A 19,473-nucleotide genomic window follows, 5' to 3' on the forward strand; every position below is an offset into this window, starting at 1 on the left:
CCTTTCGCGACACAAGGCCGCTCCCACAGAGTAATGCGATCTCCTGTGGGAGCGGCCTTGTGTCGCGAAAGGGCCGCAACGCGGCCCCGGCAATCTCAACCCTTACAACAACCCCAACCCACGTGCGGTACGATCCACCGCAATGCGCGTCTTCTCCACCAGCTCATCCAGCTCCGCATGCCCGGCCACCAGCGCCGGCGCCATGATCATCCGCCCCAGCGTCGAGCGAATGATCACCCCCTCTTCGAACCCATAAGTACGGCACTGCCACGCCAGGTCGTTCTCGTTGGCATAACGCTTGCGGCTGCCCTTGTCCTCCACGAACTGCAACGCCGCCACCAACCCCGCGCCTTGCACCTGGCCAATCAACGGGTGGTTGGCAAACACCTCGCGCAGTATGCGCTGCAGGTACGGCCCGGTGTCGTCTTTGACCCGGCTCACAATGCCCTCGTCACGCAGCGCCTTGAGGTTGGCAATGGCCACCGCCGCCGCCACCGGGTGGCCGGAATAGGTCAGGCCGTGGGCAAACACGCCGCCCCGCTCCACCAGCGCTTCGGCGATGCGCTTGCTCAGCACCAGGCCGCCCATGGGCACGTAGCCCGAGGTCAGGCCCTTGGCGATGGACAGGGTGTCGGGCTCGAAGCCGAAGTATTCGTGGGCAAACCATTCACCGGTACGGCCAAAGCCGCCAATCACCTCGTCGGCGCACAGCAGCACGTCGTACTGGCGGCAGATGCGCTGGATTTCCGGCCAGTAGCTTTCCGGCGGGAAGATCATGCCGCCCGCGCCCTGGAACGGTTCGGCGATGAAACCGGCGACGTTTTCGGCACCCAGTTCGAGAATTTTCTCTTCCAGTTGCAGGGCGCAGCGGCGGCCGAATTCAGCCGGGGTCAAGTCGCCGCCTTCGGCGAACCAGTACGGCTCGTCAATGTGCGCCACGTCCGGGATCATGCCGCCCATTTCGTGCATGAACTTCATGCCGCCCAGCGCCGTGGCCGCCAGGGTCGAGCCGTGGTAACCGTTCCAGCGGCCGATCATGACCTTTTTGCTCGGCTGGCCGACCACCTGCCAGTACTTGCGCACCGTGCGAATCAGCACCTCGTTGGCCTCGGACCCGGAGTTGGTGTAGATCGCGTGGCTGTAGTGGCCCGGCAGCAGGCTGAACAGCAGCTCGGACAGCTCGATCACCGCCGGGTGGGTGGTGTGGAAGAACATGTTGTAGTAGGCCAGCTGGTCCATCTGCGCGGCGGCGGCGGCGGTCAGGTCTTTGCGGCCGTAACCGAGCTGGGTGCACCACAGGCCAGACATGCCGTCCAGGTAGCGGTTGCCGTCGTTGTCCCACAGGTACAGGCCTTCGCCACGGGTGATCACGCGCGGGCCTTCGGCGTTCAGGGCCTTTTGGTCAAGGAAGGCATGGATGTGGTAGGCCGCGTCGCTGGCCTGGTAGTCGCGGGTGTCGCGTTGCGGCTTGAAGGGTGCGTTCATGGGTGTTCTCCTCAGGTCAGCGCAGCTGGAACCAGGTGGTTTTGAGTTGGGTGTACTTGTCGAACGAATGCAGCGACAGGTCGCGGCCAAAGCCGGACTGGCGGCCACCGCCAAACGGTACGGCCACGTCCAGGGCATCGACGGTGTTGACCGACACAGTGCCAGCCTTCAGGCCACGGGCCACCCGGTGGGCACGGTTGAGGTCGTCACTCCACACCGAGGCGGCCAGGCCGTAGACGCTGTCGTTGGCCAGGCGCAGGGCCTGCTCTTCATCGTCGAAGGCGGTGATGGCCAGCACCGGGCCGAAGATTTCCTCGCGGGCCACGGCCATGCCCGGGTGCACGTCGGCGAACACGGTGGGCGCGATGAAGTTGTTCGAGCCGTTGAAGCTCAGGCGCTGGCCGCCGCACAGCAATCGGGCGCCCTCCCCCTGCGCCTGCTCGATGGCGGCCATGACGCGTGCGCTCTGGGCACTGTCGACGATGGCGCCGGCGCGGCTGGCCGGGTCCAGCGGGTCGCCGGGCAGCCACTCGCGCGCTTTGGCCAGCAGCCGCTCGACGAACTCATCGTGGATCGAGCGCTGTACATAAAGGCGCGAGTTGGCCGAGCAGACTTCGCCCTGGTTGAAGAAGATGCCAAAGGCGGCTTTCTCGGCGGCCAGGTCCAGGTCGTGGCAGTCGTCGAACACCAGGTTCGGGCTTTTGCCACCGCATTCCAGCCACACCTGCTTGAGGTTGGACTGGGCCGAGTACTGCATGAAGTACTTGCCCACCTGGGTGGAGCCGGTGAACACCAGGCAGTCCACATCCGGGTGCAGGCCCAGCGCGCGGCCGGCGCTTTCGCCCAGCCCCGGCACCACGTTCAGCACACCTTCGGGCACGCCGGCCTCAAGCGCCAGTTCTGCCAGGCGCAGAGCCGAGAATGGCGATTGCTCGGCGGGCTTGAGCACCACGCTGTTGCCGGCAGCCAGTGCCGGGGCGACTTTCCAGGCGGCCATGTCCAGCGGGAAGTTCCACGGCACCACGGCGCCGACCACGCCCAGTGCTTCGCGGGTGACCGTGGCCAAGGCGTTGGCGGCCGTGGGCGCCACCTCACCGTAGACCTTGTCGAGCGCTTCGCCATACCAGGCAAACACGTTGGCGGCGCCGGGCACATCAATGGTGTAGGCGTCCATGACCGGCTTGCCCATGTTCAGCGAGTCGAGCAGTGCCAGTTCTTCACGGTTGGCCAGAATCAGCTCGGCCAGGCGCAGCAGCACACGCTTGCGGGCAGACGGCGCCATGCGCGCCCACGGCCCTTGTTCGAACGCACGGCGGGCCGAGCGCACGGCCTGGCCGACTTCCAGGTCACCGCAGGCCGCGACCTTGGCCAGCAATTGCTGGGTGGCCGGGTTGATGGCGTCGAACGTGACGCCGCCCTGCGCCGCCAGCGGGCGGCCGTCGATCAATGCCGTGGTGATGAAGCTTTGCCGTGCAGCACGCTGCTGCCAGTCCTGTTTTGTATGCACGCAGGTCTCCCTTGCGGCCACGCCGGTGGCCGCTTGTTGTTCGTATTGAGGTGGTGCGCCGGGGGTCAGCGCCTTCGCAGGTAGCTTTCCAGCGGGTCTTTGCTCAGGCCTTCCTGGGCTTGGGCCAGGGAATCGATGAACAGTGAAAACAGCTCGGACTGCTTGGCGATGTCGAGCTTGGTGTAAAGGTTTTTACGGTGGGTCTTGACCGTGTCCTCGCTGATGCCCAGGCGCTCGGCCAGCGAGCGCGTGGAATGGCCGCGCAGCAGGTACTGGGCGATGCGGCACTCACGTTCGGTCAGCAAGGATGAGCCAAAGTTGTTCAGGGCGGCGTTGATCTGCCGGCCCAGGGCGCTTTCGAAACGCCCGCCCAGGGCGTCGATGTCCAGGTGGCTCCATTGCCGCCGTACCATCGCCACCACCCACGGCGCCACACACTTCAGGTCGCTTACGTGCTGGCGGTCCAGGCGGCGGGTACTGGCCAGGGCAACGGCAATGGTCAGGTGCTCGTCCAGCGGCACGATGAAGTTGAGTTCGTCCTCCAGGTGCGCGTGCTGGTAAAACGCCAGGTAGTATTCGCTGCGCTTGAAGTGGTCGGGGGCCACGTCGCTCAGGCGGTAGCAACCGGGTGCCACGCCGTCCATGCAGGCACGGTAGAACGGGCACAGCAGGTAGTAGCCTTCGAGGTAGCGCTGCACGTTGCCTTCCGGCAGCCATGGGCCTTCTTCGTCTTTGACGAACAGCGCCGAGGGCAGCCCCTTGCGCGGGTACAGGAACACGGTGATGGCTTGGCACGGGGCCAGCAGGCGCAGCGCGGCGAACAGCGCTTCGACAAAGCCCGGCGTACCCTGGGCGTCGATGACGCGGGCCATCTGCGCGTACCAGTCGGGCGATTTCAGCCGGTCTTTGCTCATTGTGGTGGTCCCGTGTCGGGGTTGTTGTGCGGTGGATTGTTGCATGGGGCCAGCGGGGGAACCATCACCCTTCGGGGTGATGGGTGGGGGCGCCGCTGGCGCGACGCATCGCGGATAAATCCGCTCCTACAGTGGCCCGTGTAGGAGCGGATTTATCCGCGATGCGTTGCGCAGCGACGCCCGCTCCAGCCTATGGCATGATCGCTACCACCCTTATGGATGGCCCCACCGCATGCTGATCGACGAAGAACTGACCCTGAAAAAGCTCGAAACCTTCCTCGCCTTCATGCGCAGCGGCAACCTGGGCCGCGCCGCCGCCGAGCTGTCCACCAGTGCGGTGAGCGTGCACCGGGCCATCCATTCGCTGGAAAGCGCCCTGCGCTGCCCGCTGTTCAAACATGAAGGCCGCCAACTGATCCCGCTGGAAAGCGCCTATGTGCTGGAAAAAAAGGCCCGCCAACTGATCCAGGACGCCGAGCAGATGGTGCGCCAAACCCGCGAGGCCGCGGGCTTCTATGCCGAGCGCTTTCGCCTGGGGGCCTTGTACTCGCTGACCGTGAAGACCGTGCCCAAACTGGTGATGGGCCTGAAGCTGCGGCGCAGCGAGCTGAACATCGACCTCACCCTGGGCTCGAACGTCGACCTGCTGCAGCGCCTGAAAAACCACGAGCTGGAGGCCATTCTGGTGTCGCTGGACGAGAGCGTGGCTGATCCGGCCTGCGAGCAACTACCGCTGTTCTCGGACGATATCTTCCTCGCCGTGCCCACCGATTCGCCGTTCGCTGAGCAGCAAGAGGTAGACCTGGCCGACCTCGCGGCCTCCACCTTCATCACCCTGACGCAAGGCTTTGCCACCCACCGCGACGGCGCCCGGGTGTTCGAGCAGGCCGGGTTCGAACCCAAGGTGGCGATGCAGGTGAACGATATCTTCACCCTGCTGAGCATGGTCAGCTCAGGGGTGGGCTTTGCCCTGCTGCCGGGGCGGATCGCGGCGGTGTACGAAAACCGCGTGCGGTTGATCCCGCTGCAGGCGCGCTACCGCCTGCAGCAGCACATCGGGGTGGTGTTTCTCAAGGCCCGCGAGCGCGAGCCTAACCTGTTGGCACTGCTGGCCGAGTGCCGGATGTACAGCCGGGAGCAGTAGGCGCGTTCAGCCAACCAGGCCTCTGACACAGAAATACAGAATCGAAGGCCCCATCAAGCAGCCCAGCCCGGTATGGAAGGTCGCCGTCAGGGCGCCATAGGGCACCAGCCGCCGATCGGTTGCTGCCAGCCCGGCGGTCACCCCCGAAACGGTACCGGCCAACCCGCCAAAGACCATCGCCGAGCGTGGGTTGTCCAACGCCAGCAAACGCGCCGACACCGGGGTGAAGACCATCACCAGGATCGCCTTGATCAGCCCGGTGGCAATCGACAGTGCCATCACATCGGAACTCGCCCCCAGCGCCGCCCCCGTCACCGGGCCGACGATGTATGTCACTGCGCCAGCGCCAATGGTGGTCATGCTCACCGCGTCGCGGTAGCCGAAGGCATAGGCCACGGCGGCACCGACAATGAAAGGCAGCACCGTACCCAGCAGCAACGCCACCGCGCCGATCATCCCGGCCTTGCGCGCCTCGGTGGCCTGCACCTCGAACGCCGTGGCGACGATGGCGAAATCGCGCAGCATGGCACCGCCCATAAGGCCGATGCCAGAGAACAACGCCATGTCGGCAAGGCCCTTCTGGCCACCGGTCACGGTGCCGCCCACCCAGGCCAGTACCAGGCCGATGACGATGGCAATCGCCGAGCCGTGAACCCGGCCAAACGTCAGGTACTTCGACAGCAGCACCGACAACCACATGATCGCACCGACCACCGCGAAGGCCGTGATCAGGCCGTTGTGTTCCAGCGCATTGTCAATGATTGGCCACATGATCAACGCCCTCCTGCAGGGGCAAGCTGCGTGCTATTGGCCGGGGGGGCCTCCAGCGGAGGCAACGGTTCGCCGCGATGGCTGCGGCTGATCAGGGCAATGGTCACCCCACACACCAGCACCGCACCAATGGCCGCCAGCAGCGCGACTGGCCCGCCGTGCAACGCGGTGACCACATTTTGCTGGGCCGCCATGGCCACCACTACGGGGATGTACATGGCACCCCAGAACCCTACGCCAAACTCGCACTCTTTGCTCATGCCGCCATTGCGGTGCATGTAGAGCCGTGCGCAGATCAGCAGGATCATGGCGATCCCGACCCCACCCACATTGGATTTGACGCCCAGCAGCACGCCCAGGAAATCGCCGACGATAACGCCGGCCAGCGTGCACACCGCCAGCAGAGCCACACCATAAATGATCATTGTTGTTGTCCTCAGCTTGTGTCGAAGTTGTTTGTTGTTGTTCTTCGAAATGCCGCGCGGTCATCGGTTCTGGGCCACCTCCTGGCGCAGCAGCGCGTCAAGGGTGTCCCAGCGGGTGGCCTCGATGGCCGTCACCCTGCCCTGTTCGAACACCTGCCGTGCCAGGCCGCTGAGCACGCCGCCCGGAGGCACTTCCAGGTGCAGGCGTACGCCCCGTTCATAGGCTGTGCGCAACGTACCTCGCCAGTCGACCACCCGGGCCATGTTGTTGGCCAGGTCGTCACGCAGGCGTTGCGGGTCGAAGATTGGCCGGGCACTGCTGCCGCTGAGGTAAGTGATACACGGGCGGTGCAGCGTGACCTCGGCAAAGGCATGGGTCAGCTCGGCGGCCGGGCCGTCGAGCAATGGGCAATGGGACGGCACGCTCACGGCCAGGCGCTTGGCCACTCCTTGGCCACGGCTGCGCGCACGGGCGGCGACCTCGGCCATGGCGGTGTCGCTACCGGCGATGACAATCTGGTTGTCGCTGTTGAGGTTGGCGATGTACACCTCGCCGCCCACCTCGGCCAGCAAGTGCTCGACCGTGGCCAGGCCCACACCACTCAGGGCGGTCATGCCATAACCGCTGGGGTAGGCCCGTTGCATCAATGCCCCGCGCAGCGCCACCAGGCGCACGGCATCGGCCAGTTCCAGCGCCCCGGCCACCACGGCGGCGGGATAGGCGCCGATCGACAGGCCCGCGACGTAGTCCGGCGCCGGGCTGCGCTGCACCAGCCAGCGTGCCCAGGCAACCCCGGCCAGCAGCAGGCAAAGCTGCACAGCGCGGGTGGATTGCAGGGCTTGAGCAGTGTCCAGTGCCAGCGCCTGCTCGTTGAGGGTGTCGCAGGCTTCCTCCAGCAAGGCCGCCGAACCTTCCGGCAGGCGATGCAGCATGCCCGGCTGCTGCGCGCCCTGCCCCGGGAACGCGAACAGGCTGCTCACGCTGCACACTCCAGGGCGTTCCAGGGGTCCAGCACCAAGCGCGCGCCCAGCGCCGATTTGAGCAGCACCCGACGCGCCACGCAGGCCCATTCACGCAAGGCGATGGCGCCTGTTGGGGTTTCCAGTTGCACATCGATGCGGCAAGGGCCGCAGTCAAGGATATCCAGCAGCTCCCGCGCCTTGGCCCGCGTCAGGGGCAACGGGGTGCGCAGGGTCAGGTCGAGGTCGCTGGCGGCATGCAGCACATTCACGCCCGTGGCCAGTTGGTAACCGACGCCCCCGGTGGGCCCCCAGGCCAGCCCGCTGGCATCGAGCACCGGAGCCACCGAGGCCAACGCCTGCAACGCCGGGCATGGGCTTTGGCCTTGCCAGCGCAGCGCCTCGGGGCTGACCAGGCGCTGAACATCGGCCAGGTGCATTTCAAGCCCCAGACGCTGCGCTCGCCCTTCGCCTCGCAGGCCCACCGCCACTTGCCCCGGTGCGCAGGCTGCCCGACGCACCACCACCGGTTGCCCTGCACCCACCACACGCACGGCCCACGCCGGGGCGTCGGCTGGCAAGGCGCTCAAGGGCAGCCCCCAGAGCAGGTCGTGCGGTTGTGGCCGGTGCATTTCAGGCCTCCTGCCACTGGCGGCGCAGTGCGGCACGAACCTCGCGGGAGGCCCGGCGGTTTTCGCCTGAAAGGCGGGTCGAAAGGTCGGTCTGCTGGCCGATGTCGCGCACGGCTTCAGCCAGGCATGCCCGCACTTGTGCGAGGTCGGCTGCGCTCGGGGCCTCTGCGTTTTGAACCGCCAGGCGCCGCCACAACAGGCCGAGGGAGGCATAGCTGTCGAGGTCATAGGCCATGGGTGGCACCTGCGCCGCCAGCGCCTCCAGTTCGTCGACACTGCGCAAGGTAATGCGCGCTGCCGCCGCCTTGCCCATGGCGTGCACCATCACGCCGCTGTCGTCCAGCGCGATCAAGCGTTGGGCCTGGTAGCCATGGGCCAGAAACGCGCCGGACATGGCTTTGCCAACCAACAAACCCACCACCGGGTGCCCGGCTAGCCGCGCCTGCGCATAAGCCTGCACGGCACCGGCCAGCGCCTGGTGGATGCCCAACGCCTCTTCGCGGCGCCCGTAGGCCTGGCTAGGCACGTCGATGACCGCAATGACGGCGCGCTTTTCGCCATCCCGGTCCAGCGCCACCGCCTCGTTCACCGCCTTGGCCAGGCCCCAGCCTTCCAGCAGGCCGACTTCGCCATCGCGGGCACGGGGGAATGGGTTGTTGGCGTCCGGCACCACGGCGATGAAGCGCGTCAGGCGGTTGTCCAGCTCGGCGTCGATTACCCGTATCGATGCGGGGTAACCTGGCAACGCTTCACCACCGGCAAGGCCCGGCAGCCAGTTCAGGGCACGGTTCATGGGGTATCTCCTTGGTAAAGGGCACGCACGGCGGCGGCGTCGAGTTGCGGGCAGTCAGCCCCCAAGCGTTCAAGCCGCGCAAGGTAACCGGCGTAGTCCGCCGCGCGGTCGGCGGCGGGTGTGTCCAGCAACTGCAGCACCTGTTCGCGCAGGCTCGCCACGTCGTCGTTTACATAGGCGTCCACCAGGCCACTGGCATAACGCTGCTCACCGCCTGTGAGGCTCCAGATGAAGGGGCGGTCCTTGGCGTCGTACTCGGCAATGCCGGCTTCCTGCTCGATCACCTGCGGGCCATTGAGGCCCAGCCGCGCTTCGCGGGTGACCAACAGGTGGCTGCACAGGCCGGCGGCGATGGACATGCCACCGAAACAGCCCACCGACCCGGCAATCAGGCCGATGACGGGCTGGTGGGTACGCAGCTCAACGATGGCGGCCTGGATTTCGGCAATGGCCGCCAGCCCCAGGTTGGCTTCCTGCAGGCGCACGCCACCGGTCTCCAGCAGCAACACAGCGCAGGTCGGGGTGCCCTTGCGGTTGTCCTCGATGGCAAGCTCAAGGGCGCCGGCAATCTTGGCGCCGCCCACCTCGCCCATGCTGCCCCCCTGGAAGGCGCCTTCGATGGCGGCGACCACGGTGTTGCGCCCGGCAAGCAGGCCTTTGGCGATGACCACGCCGTCGTCAGCCTGGGGCACGATGCCCTGGCGTGGCAGCCACGGTGACATCAGCCGGTCGAATGGGCCGAGCAGTTCGCGGAAGGTGCCCGCGTCCAGCAAGGCCTGGGCACGCTGGCGGGCGCCCAGTTCGACGAAGCTGCGGCTTTGCAGCAGGCGTGCGGTGTCAGTCATGGGCGATCTCCTCGAAGCCTTGTTCAAGGCGCAGGCGCACTACACCGGGGGTGGCGCCGAAGTCATGGATGTCGATGTTAACGGCGGGCCAGTCGCGGCCTTCGAACAAACGCTGGAACAGCTGCTGCCAGCGGGCGCCGCTGCCGTTGACCGAGGTCACCACCTGGATCTGCAACTGGCCGGCGTTACCAGGTTCGATCAGCACTTCGAGGTCGCCGGAGCTGACGCAGCCAACCAGGGTGCGGCCTCGGCCAGGCGCGCTGGCGGGGAATTGAAAGTTGAGGGTTTCCATGTCACAGGCTCCCGGCTTTGTCGAGGAACAGGCAGGCGGCCAGCAAGTCGGCGGCGCCGCCTGGTGAGGCGTTCAGGTGCAGCAGGTGGGCGTCAAGCTGGCGCAATTGACGGCGCCCGGCCAGCGACGCACTGCCGCCGGTTTCCAGCACGGCGCGAGCGCCCTGCTGCACGGCATGCAGGCCTTGCGGGCCAGCGCGCCAGAGCACGCAGGTGTCGGTCAGTGCGGCCATGATGGCGAGCAAGGCATCGAGCCGGGCGTGGCTTTCGCTGACGCCTGCGGCGCGGCTGCGGCGCAGTTGCGGCAGGCCATGGTCAATCACGGCAGGAAAGCCTTGCTGGGCCTGCTCGCGGGCACCGCTGATGCCGTAACGGCGGCGCACCTGGGCACCGTGGCTGTCTTGTGCGGCGGCTGCAGGGTCGTCGATCAAGGCAATGCGGCCGGCTTTGGCGGCCACGGTTTCAGGGGCGGCCTTGGGGGCCAGCGCCTGGGCTGCAACCAGCAGGCCGAGCGCCCAGATCGCGCCACGGTGGGTGTTGACGCCGCCGGTGGTGGCCAGCATGGCGGCCTCACCTTCGCGGCCGATCTGCCCCAAGGCTGCACGCAGGGGTTGAGTGATCTGGCCGTGGGTTTGGCCGGCTTCGGCCATTTGCCGCAGGCAGGGCCACAGGGCCAGGGCCGAGGCATGCATCAGGGCCAGGGTCATGTCGGAATGGGCGCCGCTGCTGCGGCGGTCGACCAGGCCGGGTTTGGGGGACAGGTCGGCTTCGTCGATCAGGGCTTCTATGGCCAGGTCGGCGAGGTGGTCTGGCAGGGAGACCGTTTCAAACCGTGCTGGCCTCATCGCGGCGGTCCGACGTTTCGGTAAATCCGCTCCTACAGGCATCACCAGCTCCTGAAGCGTGCGGGGGGGTTGTAGAGGCCGCCGGACCAGTCCACCAGGTCGGCGATGCTGCGTGCGGCCAGCAGTTCGCGGCTGGCGTCGGTGCGGCGGATGCCGAGGTCTTCGGGCAAGGCCACCAGGCCTTGCTGGCGCAGGCGCAGGGTGTCTTTGGGGTTGTGGCGCAGGCCTATGGCCGTGACTCCGGCCACGGCGGCGATCATTTGCTGGCGTTCTTCCAGGCTGCGGGCCTTGTAGAGGTAGGCAATGCCCTCTTCGGTCAGCAGGTGGGTCACGTCGTCACCGTAGATCATCACCGGCGCCAGCGGCATGCCGGCTTTTTTCGCCACTTCCACCGCATCGAGGGTTTCCACGAAGGTGGGCTTGCCGCCCTCCTGGAAGGTTTCGACCATCTGCACCACCAGCTTGCGGCCGCGCTCAAGCAGGGTTTCGGGTACGGTCATGTCGAGCCAGGCCGGGGTGGCGTGGCGCCGCCCGCGCGGGTCGTGGCCCATGTTCGGGGCACCGCCAAAGCCTGCCAGGCGGCCACGGGTCACCGTCGAAGAATGGCCATCGCCATCCACCTGCAAGGTGGCCCCGATGAACAGGTCCACGGCGTATTGCCCGGCCAGCTGGCACATCATGCGGTTGGAGCGCAGCGAGCCGTCGCGGCCGGTGAAGAACACGTCCGGGCGCTGGGCGATGTAGTCTTCCATGCCCAGTTCGGTGCCAAAGCAATGCACGCTTTCGACCCAGCCGGTTTCGATGGCCGGGATCAGCGTCGGGTGCGGGTTGAGGGTCCAGTTGCGGCAGATCTTGCCTTTGAGGCCCAACGATTCGCCATAGGTGGGCAGAATCAGTTCGATGGCGGCGGTGTTGAAGCCGATGCCATGGTTCAGCGACTGTACGTTGTGTTTTTCATAGATGCCGCGGATGGCCATCATGGCCATCAACACGTGCACCGGCTTGATGTGGCGCGGGTCGCGGGTGAAAAGCGGTTCGATGTAGAACGGCTTGTCGGCCACCACTACGAAGTCGACCCAGGAGGCGGGAATGTCCACCCGTGGCAGGTCGTCGGTGTGCTCCACCAACTGGTTGACCTGGGCGATCACCAAACCGTCACTGAACGCGGCGGGTTCTACCAGTGCCGGGGTGTCTTCAGTGCTGGGGCCTGTGTACAGGTTGCCCTCGCGGTCGGCCATGAACCCTGCGACCAGGGTCACGTTGGGGATCAGGTCCACCACCAGCCGGGAGTAGAGTTCGATGTAGGTGTGGATGGCGCCGACTTCCAGCAGCCCGTCTTCGAGCAACTGGCCGATGCGCAGGCTCTGCGGGCCGGCGAAGGAGAAGTCGAGCTTGCGGGCGATGCCGCGTTCGAACAGGTCCAGGTGCTCGGCACGGCTGACACTGGGCATGATCATGTGCAGGTCGTGCAGGCGCTGGGGGTCGGCTTTTGCCAGCGAACGGGAGAGAAAATCGGCCTGCTTCTGGTTGTTGCCCTCCAGCACCACCCGGTCACCCGGGGCAATCAGCAGTTCCAGCGCTTCAACGATGCGCTCGGTGGGCAGCACCACGCCCTCGGCGAGGTGGCGGACGCGGTCGAGGCGGCGTTGTTTTTCGGCGCGCCGCCGCGACCATTGCGGCGGTGGATTCTGCGTTATGGTCATTGTGTGACTCCACGGGTTCGCTGTCGTGGAGGTACAGTAGGGGGATAGTTGTAGGGTGATCAATCAAGGTGGGGGGTTGATCGTTACGGTTACCGTAATGGACAGTGAAGGGCGGCGCGTTGCGCCGCATCGCGGCGGTCCGACGTCTCGGTAAATCCGCTCCTACAGCGCAAAAACGCACGCCTCCCCTGCACTTTTGCCAATTGTGCACGGCAAATTTGCATGACAGGATCCAGCCATCCCCCAAGGCTTCACTCGGAAAATCAATAACAAAGCAGGGAGAACGCGATGACCGCGCATGCTCACACCTCGGCAACGGCGCACGTACTGGCCGAGGTCCGTAATCAGATTGGCCACCTCACCCTCAACCGCCCCGCCGGCCTCAATGCCCTGACCCTGGACATGGTGCGCAGCCTGCGCCAGCAGTTCGACCGCTGGGCCGAAGACCCGCAGGTGCAGGCGGTGGTGCTGCGTGGTGAAGGCCCCAAGGGCTTCTGCGCCGGTGGTGACATCCGCTCGCTGCACGACAGCTACAAGGCCGGTGACACCCTGTATGAAGACTTTTTCGTCGAAGAATACGCGCTGGACCTGTGCATCCACCGCTACCGCAAGCCAGTGCTGGTGTTGATGGACGGTTTCACCCTCGGCGGCGGCATGGGCCTGGCCCAAGGCTGCGACCTGCGGGTGGTCACCGAACGCAGCCGCCTGGGCATGCCGGAAGTCGCCATCGGCTACTTCCCGGACGTGGGCGGCAGCTATTTCCTGTCACGCATCCCCGGCGAACTGGGCACCTACCTGGGCGTCAGCGGTGTACAGATCCAGGCCGCCGACGCGCTGTACTGCGGGCTGGCCGACTGGTACCTGCCCAGCGACAGCATTGCCGTGCTCGATCAGGGCCTGGACCAGATCCGCTTTGGCGAATACCCGCTCAAGGACTTGCAGAACCTGCTGGCCAAACTCGGCACCCAGACCCTGGACGACGCCCCGCTGGAACGCCTGCGCCCGGTCATCGACCACTTCTTTGCCCTGCCCGGCCCGGCGGCCATCATCGAACAATTGCGTGCCGTCAGCCTCGGCGACAGCCATCAATGGGCGCTGGCCACCGCCGACCAGCTGGAAAGCCGCTCGCCCCTGGCCATGGCAGTTACGCAGGAAATGCTGCGCCGGGGCCGCCACCTGGCCCTGGAGGACTGCTTCGCCATGGAGCTGCACATTGACCGCCAGTGGTTCCAGTACGGCGACATCATCGAAGGCGTGCGCGCCCTGATCATCGACAAGGACAAGCAGCCTCGCTGGAACCCGCCAACCCTGAGCGGGCTGGCACGCGAGCGGGTGGACCAATTCTTCGAAGGCCTGTGAGCCCGGGAGTACACAGATGCAAGACCTGGAACTGAGCGAAGAGCAGATCATGATCCGCGACATGGCCCGGGACTTTGCCCGGGGCGAGATCGCGCCCCAGGCCCAGGCATGGGAAAAGGCCGGCTGGATCGACGATGCCGTGGTGCGCAAGATGGGCGAGCTGGGGTTGCTGGGCATGGTCGTGCCCGAGGACTTCGGCGGCAGCTACACCGACTACGTGGCCTACGCCCTGGCCGTAGAAGAAATCGCCGCCGGCTGCGGTGCCACCGGGGCGATGATGAGCATCCACAACTCGGTGGGCTGCGGCCCCTTGCTGGCCTATGGCACGCCCGAGCAGCAGCAACACTGGTTGCCGCGCCTGGCCAGCGGCGAGGTGATCGGCTGTTTCTGCCTGACCGAGCCACAAGCCGGCTCCGAAGCGCACAACCTGCGCACCCGTGCCGAACTCATTGGCGGCGAATGGGTGATCAACGGGGCCAAGCAGTTTGTCAGCAATGCCCGGCGTGCCGGCCTTGCCATCGTGTTTGCCGTTACCGACCCCGAGCTGGGCAAGAAAGGCCTGTCGGCATTCCTGGTGCCCACCGACAACCCTGGCTTCAATGTGGACCGTAGCGAGCACAAGATGGGCATCCGCGCCTCCGACACCTGCGCGGTCACCTTCGACAACTGCCGCATCCCGGCCGCCAACCTGCTGGGCGAGCGTGGCAAGGGCCTGGCGATTGCCCTGGCCAACCTCGAAGGCGGGCGCATCGGCATCGCCGCCCAGGCACTGGGCATTGCACGCGCCGCGTTCGAGGCCGCGCTGGCCTACTCGCGGGACCGGGTGCAGTTCGGCAAGCCGATCAATGAGCACCAGAGCATCGCCAACCTGCTGGCCGACATGCAGGTGCAAACCAACGCCGCACGCTTGCTGATCCTGCATGCCGCGCGTTTACGCAGCGCAGGCAAGCCCTGCCTGTCGGAGGCTTCACAGGCCAAACTGTTTGCGTCGGAAATGGCTGAGCGGGTGTGCTCGATGGCGATACAGGTGCATGGGGGCTACGGGTACCTGGAAGATTACCCGGTGGAACGCTATTACAGGGATGCGCGCATCACGCAGATTTACGAAGGCTCGAGCGAGATCCAGCGCATGCTGATTGCCCGGGAGCTGAAGCACTACACACTGTAGAACCGGGGCCGTGCAGCCCTTTGAACAACGGCTGCACGGCCTCGCGGTGATCAGTCAGCCAGGCGCCAGGTCGTCGCGCCCTTGCTGTCTTCCAGCACCACGCCCATGGCGGTCAGCTGGTCGCGGATGCGGTCGGACTCGGCCCAGTTCTTGTCGGCACGGGCCTGCAAGCGCGCCTGGATCAGTGCTTCCACTTCAGCTGCGTCAACCTTGCCTTCGGCACCGGCACGCAGGAAGTCATCGGCGTCCAGCTGCAACACGCCCAGCACATCACCCAGTTCGCGCAGGCGGCCAGCCAGGCCGGCGGCGGCGTCAACGTCGCTGTCGCGCAGGCGGTTGATTTCGCGCACCAGGTCGAACAGCACGGCGCAGGCCTCGGGCGTACCGAAGTCATCGTTCATCGCCACGCTGAAGCGTTCGACGAACGCCTCGCCACCCTGGGCGGCAACACGCGGCAGGCCGCGCAGGGCGTGGTAGAAGCGCTCCAGCGCGCCTTTGGCGTCGCGCAGGCTGTCTTCGGAGTAGTTGATGGCGCTGCGGTAGTGGCTGCCCACCAGCAGGTAACGCACCACCTCCGGGTGATACTTCTCGAGCACGTCGCGGATGGTGAAGAAGTTGTTCAACGACTTGGACATCTTCTCGCCATTGATGCGGATCATGCCGCAGTGCATCCAGGCATTGGCGTACTGCTTGCCGGTGGCGGCCTCGCTCTGGGCGATCTCGTTCTCGTGGTGCGGGAACTCCAGGTCGCTGCCACCGCCGTGGATGTCGAAGCTCTCGCCCAGGCAGCAGGTGGACATCACCGAGCACTCGATGTGCCAGCCCGGGCGGCCCGGGCCCCACGGCGAATCCCAGTAAGGTTCGCCCGGTTTGACACCCTTCCACAGCACGAAGTCGAGCGGGTCCTGCTTGGCTTCGTCGACTTCGATGCGGGCACCGATGCGCAGGTCTTCGATCTTCTTGCGCGACAGCTTGCCGTAGCCGACGAACTTGCCAACGCGGTAGTACACGTCACCGTTGCCCGGCGCGTAGGCATAGCCCTTGTCGATCAAGGTCTGGATCATGGCGTGCATGCCGGCGATGTGGTCGGTGGCACGCGGCTCCAGGTCCGGCTTGAGGATGTTCAGGCGGCGCTCGTCCTCGTGCATCGCGTCGATCATACGCGCGGTCAGGGCGTCGAACGACTCGCCGTTCTCGTTGGCCCGGTTGATGATCTTGTCGTCGATGTCGGTGATGTTGCGCACGTAAGTCAGGTCGTAGCCGCTTTTACGCAGCCAGCGCGTCACCAGGTCGAAGGCCACCATGCTGCGGCCGTGGCCAAGGTGGCAGTAGTCGTACACGGTCATGCCGCACACGTACATGCGCACCTTGTTGCCATCGAGCGGCTTGAAGGCTTCTTTGGTTTTGCTCAGCGTGTTGTATATGGTAAGCACGGCGGTTCCTTAGCTGCCCCAGGAGTCACGCAGGGTGACGGTGCGGTTGAACACCGGGCGGCCCGGCTGGCTGTCCTTGAGGTCGGCGCAGAAGTAGCCTTCGCGCTCGAACTGGAAGCGGTCTTCCGGTTGTGCCTGGCCCAGCGACGGCTCGGCGCGGCAACCGGTGAGCACTTGCAGCGATTCCGGGTTGATGTTGTCGAGGAAGCTGCCGCCTTCTTCGGTTTTTTCCGGGTTTGGCGAGCGGAACAGGCGGTCGTACAGGCGCACTTCGCACTCGACGCTGGTGTCGGCCGGTACCCAGTGGATCACGCCCTTGACCTTGCGGCCCTCGGGGTTCTTGCCCAGGGTGTCCGGGTCGTACGAGCAGCGCAGCTCGACGATGTTGCCGTCGGCGTCCTTGATGGCTTCGTCGGCGCGGATCACGTAGCTGCCGCGCAGGCGCACTTCACCGGCCGGTTCCAGGCGCTTGTAGCCTTTTGGCGGCTCTTCCATGAAGTCGTCGCGGTCGATGTACAGTTCACGGGCAAACGGCAGCACGCGCACGCCCATGTCTTCTTTCGGGTGGCGCGGCAGTTCGAGCTGCTCTACCTGGCCCTCGGGGTAGTTGGTGATGACCACTTTCAGCGGGCGCAGCACGCACATGGCGCGCGGTGCGGTACGGTCGAGGTCGTCGCGGATGCTGAACTCGAGCATCGACATGTCGACCACGCCATCGGAGCGGTTGGTGCCGATCATGTCGCAGAAGTTGCGGATCGAGGCCGGGGTATAGCCCCGGCGGCGGAAGCCCGACAGGGTCGACATACGCGGGTCATCCCAGGCGCTGACGTGCTTTTCGTCCACCAGCTGCTTGAGCTTGCGTTTCGAGGTGATGGTGTAGTTCAGGTTCAGGCGGCTGAATTCGTACTGGCGCGGGTGGGCCGGTACCGGCAGCTTCTCGAGGAACCAGTCGTACAGCGGGCGGTGGCTTTCGAACTCCAGGGTGCAGATCGAGTGGGTGATGCCTTCGATGGCGTCCGACTGCCCGTGGGTGAAGTCATAGTTGGGGTAGATGCACCACTTGTCACCGGTCTGGTGGTGGTGGGCATGGCGAATGCGATACAGGATCGGGTCGCGCAGGTTCATGTTCGGCGAGGCCATGTCGATTTTGGCGCGCAGCACGCGCTCGCCGTCCTTGAACTCACCGGCCTTCATGCGGGCAAACAGGTCGAGGTTCTCTTCAACGCTGCGCTCGCGGAACGGGCTGTTCTTGCCTGCCTGGGTCAGGCTGCCACGGTATTCCTTGGCCTGCTCGGGGGTGAGGTCGCACACATAGGCATTGCCCGACTTGATCAGGTCGACGGCCCAGTCGTGCAACTGGTCGAAGTAGTCCGAGGCGTAGCGCACCTCGCCGGCCCAATCGAAGCCCAGCCACTTGACGTCGCTCTGGATGGCGTCGATGTATTCCTGGTCTTCCTTGGCCGGGTTGGTGTCGTCGAAACGCAGGTGGCAGACACCGCCGAATTCCTTGGCCAGGCCGAAGTTGACGCAGATCGACTTGGCGTGGCCGATGTGCAGGTAGCCGTTGGGCTCCGGCGGGAAACGGGTGACGATGCTGCTGTGCTTGCCCGAGTCCAGGTCGGCCTGGATGATCGGCCGCAGGAAGTTCGCAGGGACAGCGGGGGCGCCTTTGGCAGCGGCGTTGGGCGCGTTGTCGGCAGTGGGCTTGCTCATAGGATCCTTGAATGCACGTGTCCGGCCTGGGTAGGCCGATTGAATCAAAGGGCCTATCATAGCCGAAGCAGTCAAGCTGCTGACAGCCGAACACCGACAAACTGGCGCGATTTATCGCGTTGCGTGCAAAATGGCCGCTGCGCGCCATGTGTCGCGGTGGCCCGATGCTGCGTCAGGTAACCACCAGCGCCCTGCGCACCCTATTCCCGTATGCCTTGAAAGAGCGAATTTCAGCATGTCCAAAGTCAAACTGACCACCAACCACGGCGACATCGTCCTGCAGCTGAATGCAGAAAAAGCGCCGCTGACCACCGAAAACTTCGTTCAGTACGTCAAGGACGGCCACTACAACGGCACCGTGTTCCACCGTGTGATCAAAGGTTTCATGATCCAGGGCGGCGGTTTCGAAGCCAGCATGAGCCAGAAGAAAACCCGCGCCAGCATCCAGAACGAAGCCGACAACGGCCTGAAGAACACCAAGTACAGCATCGCCATGGCCCGCACCATGGAGCCGCACTCGGCTTCGGCCCAGTTCTTCATCAACGCTTCCGACAACGACTTCCTCAACCACAGCGGCAAGAACGTGCAGGGCTGGGGCTACGCGGTGTTTGGTGAAGTGACCGAAGGCCGTGAAGTGGTCGATGCCATCGAGAAGGTCGCCACCGGTTCCAAGGCTGGCCACCAGGACGTACCTAAAGACGACGTGATCATCGAGAAAGCCGAGATCATTGAGTGATTCTGCTGATCTCTGATCTGCACCTGCAAGAAGAACGCCCGGACATTACCCGGGCGTTTCTTGATCTGCTCGACGGCCGCGCCCGCCACGCCAAGGCGCTGTACATACTGGGCGACTTCTTTGAAGCCTGGGTGGGCGACGATGCCATGACGCCGTACCAGCAGTCGATCTGCCAGGCCCTGCGCCAGTTGAGCGACAGTGGCACGGCGGTGTACCTGATGCACGGCAACCGTGACTTCATGATCGGCCAGGATTTCTGCAAGGCAGCCGGCTGCACGTTGCTGGCCGACCCAAGCGTGATCACCCTGGGCGGTGAACAGGTGCTGCTGATGCATGGCGATACGCTGTGCACCCGCGATGTCGGCTACATGAAGATGCGCCGTTACCTGCGCAACCCGCTCACCTTGTGGGTATTGCGGCATTTGCCGCTGGGCACGCGGCTGAAACTGGCGCGCAAGCTGCGCAATGAAAGCCGCACACAGGTACGCATGAAGGCTACCGAAATCGTTGACGTTACCCCGGAAGAAGTGCCGAAGGTAATGGCAGCGCATGGGGTGCGTACGCTGGTGCATGGCCACACCCACCGGCCGGCGATTCACAAGCTGGTGGTGGATGGCGAGCCGGCACGGCGGATTGTGCTGGGGGATTGGGACCGGCGCGGCTGGACCTTGCAGGTGGATGGGCAAGGGTTTGTGCTGGAGCCGTTCGAGTTTTCCTGACGCAAAGGTTGTGGCTGTACCGGCCTCTTC

Annotated in this window: 19 protein-coding genes; 5 read left to right on the plus strand and 14 right to left on the minus strand. The window is 65.3% G+C overall.

The features are described from left to right. Positions 1-102: 102 nt before the first annotated feature. From PVV54_RS13470 to PVV54_RS13480, 3 genes are all read right to left on the minus strand, one after another. Positions 103-1,485, minus strand: a complete 1,383-nt coding sequence (locus tag PVV54_RS13470; protein WP_274905720.1) for an aspartate aminotransferase family protein — start codon at positions 1,483-1,485, stop codon at positions 103-105. Positions 1,486-1,501: 16 nt separating this feature from the next. Then, positions 1,502-2,992, minus strand: a complete 1,491-nt coding sequence (locus PVV54_RS13475) for an aldehyde dehydrogenase (RefSeq protein ID WP_274905721.1) — start codon at positions 2,990-2,992, stop codon at positions 1,502-1,504. A 65-nt stretch (positions 2,993-3,057) separates the two neighbouring features. Next, the gene (locus tag PVV54_RS13480) at positions 3,058-3,906 is read right to left on the minus strand and encodes a helix-turn-helix transcriptional regulator (RefSeq protein ID WP_274905722.1); all 849 of its coding nucleotides are present in this window, start codon (positions 3,904-3,906) and stop codon (positions 3,058-3,060) included. A gap of 232 nt (positions 3,907-4,138) precedes the next feature. On the opposite strand from PVV54_RS13480, the gene PVV54_RS13485 reads away from it, so the two are divergent. Beyond that, entirely contained in the window at positions 4,139-5,050 is a 912-nt protein-coding gene (locus PVV54_RS13485; protein WP_274905723.1) for a LysR family transcriptional regulator, read from the plus strand. A gap of 6 nt (positions 5,051-5,056) precedes the next feature. Here the strand turns inward: PVV54_RS13485 and madM are convergent, their stop codons facing one another. Genes madM through mdcA form a run of 9 tightly spaced genes read right to left on the minus strand, consistent with a single transcriptional unit; the run spans position 5,057 to position 12,315 of the window. Further along, the gene (gene madM, locus PVV54_RS13490; RefSeq protein ID WP_274905724.1) at positions 5,057-5,821 is read right to left on the minus strand and encodes a malonate transporter subunit MadM; all 765 of its coding nucleotides are present in this window, start codon (positions 5,819-5,821) and stop codon (positions 5,057-5,059) included. 2 nt (positions 5,822-5,823) lie between these two features. Continuing rightward, positions 5,824-6,246 carry a malonate transporter subunit MadL gene (gene madL, locus PVV54_RS13495; RefSeq protein ID WP_274905725.1) on the minus strand — a complete coding sequence of 141 codons (423 nt, stop codon included), beginning with the start codon at positions 6,244-6,246 and terminating at the stop codon, positions 5,824-5,826. A gap of 60 nt (positions 6,247-6,306) precedes the next feature. Then, positions 6,307-7,227, minus strand: a complete 921-nt coding sequence (mdcH, locus tag PVV54_RS13500; RefSeq protein WP_274905726.1) for a malonate decarboxylase subunit epsilon — start codon at positions 7,225-7,227, stop codon at positions 6,307-6,309. After that, positions 7,224-7,838, minus strand: a complete 615-nt coding sequence (locus tag PVV54_RS13505; protein ID WP_274905727.1) for a malonate decarboxylase holo-ACP synthase — start codon at positions 7,836-7,838, stop codon at positions 7,224-7,226. Before PVV54_RS13505 ends, mdcH begins: the two co-directional genes overlap by 4 nt. Position 7,839: 1 nt before the next feature. Further along, positions 7,840-8,631 carry a biotin-independent malonate decarboxylase subunit gamma gene (gene mdcE / locus PVV54_RS13510; protein WP_274905728.1) on the minus strand — a complete coding sequence of 264 codons (792 nt, stop codon included), beginning with the start codon at positions 8,629-8,631 and terminating at the stop codon, positions 7,840-7,842. After that, positions 8,628-9,476, minus strand: coding sequence for a biotin-independent malonate decarboxylase subunit beta (locus PVV54_RS13515; protein ID WP_274905729.1), 849 nt, complete (start codon positions 9,474-9,476; stop codon positions 8,628-8,630). Before PVV54_RS13515 ends, mdcE begins: the two co-directional genes overlap by 4 nt. Beyond that, positions 9,469-9,768, minus strand: coding sequence for a malonate decarboxylase subunit delta (locus tag PVV54_RS13520; protein WP_274905730.1), 300 nt, complete (start codon positions 9,766-9,768; stop codon positions 9,469-9,471). The genes PVV54_RS13515 and PVV54_RS13520 overlap by 8 nt, the downstream gene beginning before the upstream one ends. 1 nt (position 9,769) lies before the next feature. After that, a complete protein-coding gene (locus PVV54_RS13525) occupies positions 9,770-10,612 on the minus strand; it encodes a triphosphoribosyl-dephospho-CoA synthase (protein WP_274905731.1) in 843 nt (280 codons plus the stop codon). A 41-nt stretch (positions 10,613-10,653) separates the two neighbouring features. Next, the gene (mdcA, locus tag PVV54_RS13530) at positions 10,654-12,315 is read right to left on the minus strand and encodes a malonate decarboxylase subunit alpha (RefSeq protein ID WP_274905732.1); all 1,662 of its coding nucleotides are present in this window, start codon (positions 12,313-12,315) and stop codon (positions 10,654-10,656) included. Positions 12,316-12,603: 288 nt separating this feature from the next. On the opposite strand from mdcA, the gene PVV54_RS13535 reads away from it, so the two are divergent. Together PVV54_RS13535 and PVV54_RS13540 are read left to right on the plus strand one after the other, a co-directional pair. Beyond that, entirely contained in the window at positions 12,604-13,674 is a 1,071-nt protein-coding gene (locus PVV54_RS13535) for an enoyl-CoA hydratase/isomerase family protein (protein ID WP_274905733.1), read from the plus strand. 16 nt (positions 13,675-13,690) lie between these two features. After that, positions 13,691-14,842, plus strand: a complete 1,152-nt coding sequence (locus PVV54_RS13540; RefSeq protein WP_274905734.1) for an acyl-CoA dehydrogenase family protein — start codon at positions 13,691-13,693, stop codon at positions 14,840-14,842. A 50-nt stretch (positions 14,843-14,892) separates the two neighbouring features. Here the strand turns inward: PVV54_RS13540 and cysS are convergent, their stop codons facing one another. Both cysS and PVV54_RS13550 read right to left on the minus strand, forming a co-directional pair. Beyond that, positions 14,893-16,275: a cysteine--tRNA ligase gene (gene cysS, locus PVV54_RS13545; protein ID WP_274905735.1), complete on the minus strand. Its 1,383-nt coding sequence runs from the start codon at positions 16,273-16,275 to the stop codon at positions 14,893-14,895. Between the two features lie 9 nt (positions 16,276-16,284). Continuing rightward, complete coding sequence (locus PVV54_RS13550) at positions 16,285-17,988, minus strand: glutamine--tRNA ligase/YqeY domain fusion protein (RefSeq protein ID WP_274905736.1); 1,704 nt, start codon at positions 17,986-17,988, stop codon at positions 16,285-16,287. A 235-nt stretch (positions 17,989-18,223) separates the two neighbouring features. Here PVV54_RS13550 and PVV54_RS13555 point away from each other — a divergent pair, with 235 nt between their 5' ends. Together PVV54_RS13555 and PVV54_RS13560 are read left to right on the plus strand one after the other, a co-directional pair. Further along, positions 18,224-18,724 (plus strand): peptidylprolyl isomerase, encoded by a 501-nt coding sequence (locus tag PVV54_RS13555; RefSeq protein ID WP_274905737.1) that lies wholly within the window; start codon positions 18,224-18,226, stop codon positions 18,722-18,724. Continuing rightward, positions 18,721-19,443: a UDP-2,3-diacylglucosamine diphosphatase gene (locus tag PVV54_RS13560; protein WP_274905738.1), complete on the plus strand. Its 723-nt coding sequence runs from the start codon at positions 18,721-18,723 to the stop codon at positions 19,441-19,443. Before PVV54_RS13555 ends, PVV54_RS13560 begins: the two co-directional genes overlap by 4 nt. The last annotated feature ends 30 nt before the right edge of the window (positions 19,444-19,473 follow it).

Source organism: Pseudomonas sp. PSKL.D1 (assembly GCF_028898945.1).
Lineage (GTDB): Bacteria > Pseudomonadota > Gammaproteobacteria > Pseudomonadales > Pseudomonadaceae > Aquipseudomonas.

Excerpts from the sequence above, each read along its gene's own strand:
- PVV54_RS13480 (WP_274905722.1), bottom strand. The coding sequence starts at position 3,906 with ATGAGCAAAGACCGGCTGAAATCGCCCGACTGGTACGCGCAGATGGCC.
- PVV54_RS13505 (WP_274905727.1), bottom strand. The coding sequence starts at position 7,838 with ATGCACCGGCCACAACCGCACGACCTGCTCTGGGGGCTGCCCTTGAGC.
- madL (WP_274905725.1), bottom strand. The coding sequence starts at position 6,246 with ATGATCATTTATGGTGTGGCTCTGCTGGCGGTGTGCACGCTGGCCGGC.
- PVV54_RS13515 (WP_274905729.1), bottom strand. The coding sequence starts at position 9,476 with ATGACTGACACCGCACGCCTGCTGCAAAGCCGCAGCTTCGTCGAACTG.
- madM (WP_274905724.1), bottom strand. The coding sequence starts at position 5,821 with ATGTGGCCAATCATTGACAATGCGCTGGAACACAACGGCCTGATCACG.
- PVV54_RS13550 (WP_274905736.1), bottom strand. The coding sequence starts at position 17,988 with ATGAGCAAGCCCACTGCCGACAACGCGCCCAACGCCGCTGCCAAAGGC.
- mdcA (WP_274905732.1), bottom strand. The coding sequence starts at position 12,315 with ATGACCATAACGCAGAATCCACCGCCGCAATGGTCGCGGCGGCGCGCC.
- PVV54_RS13485 (WP_274905723.1), top strand. The coding sequence starts at position 4,139 with ATGCTGATCGACGAAGAACTGACCCTGAAAAAGCTCGAAACCTTCCTC.
- PVV54_RS13540 (WP_274905734.1), top strand. The coding sequence starts at position 13,691 with ATGCAAGACCTGGAACTGAGCGAAGAGCAGATCATGATCCGCGACATG.
- mdcE (WP_274905728.1), bottom strand. The coding sequence starts at position 8,631 with ATGAACCGTGCCCTGAACTGGCTGCCGGGCCTTGCCGGTGGTGAAGCG.
- PVV54_RS13555 (WP_274905737.1), top strand. The coding sequence starts at position 18,224 with ATGTCCAAAGTCAAACTGACCACCAACCACGGCGACATCGTCCTGCAG.
- PVV54_RS13535 (WP_274905733.1), top strand. The coding sequence starts at position 12,604 with ATGACCGCGCATGCTCACACCTCGGCAACGGCGCACGTACTGGCCGAG.
- PVV54_RS13520 (WP_274905730.1), bottom strand. The coding sequence starts at position 9,768 with ATGGAAACCCTCAACTTTCAATTCCCCGCCAGCGCGCCTGGCCGAGGC.
- PVV54_RS13525 (WP_274905731.1), bottom strand. The coding sequence starts at position 10,612 with ATGAGGCCAGCACGGTTTGAAACGGTCTCCCTGCCAGACCACCTCGCC.
- PVV54_RS13470 (WP_274905720.1), bottom strand. The coding sequence starts at position 1,485 with ATGAACGCACCCTTCAAGCCGCAACGCGACACCCGCGACTACCAGGCC.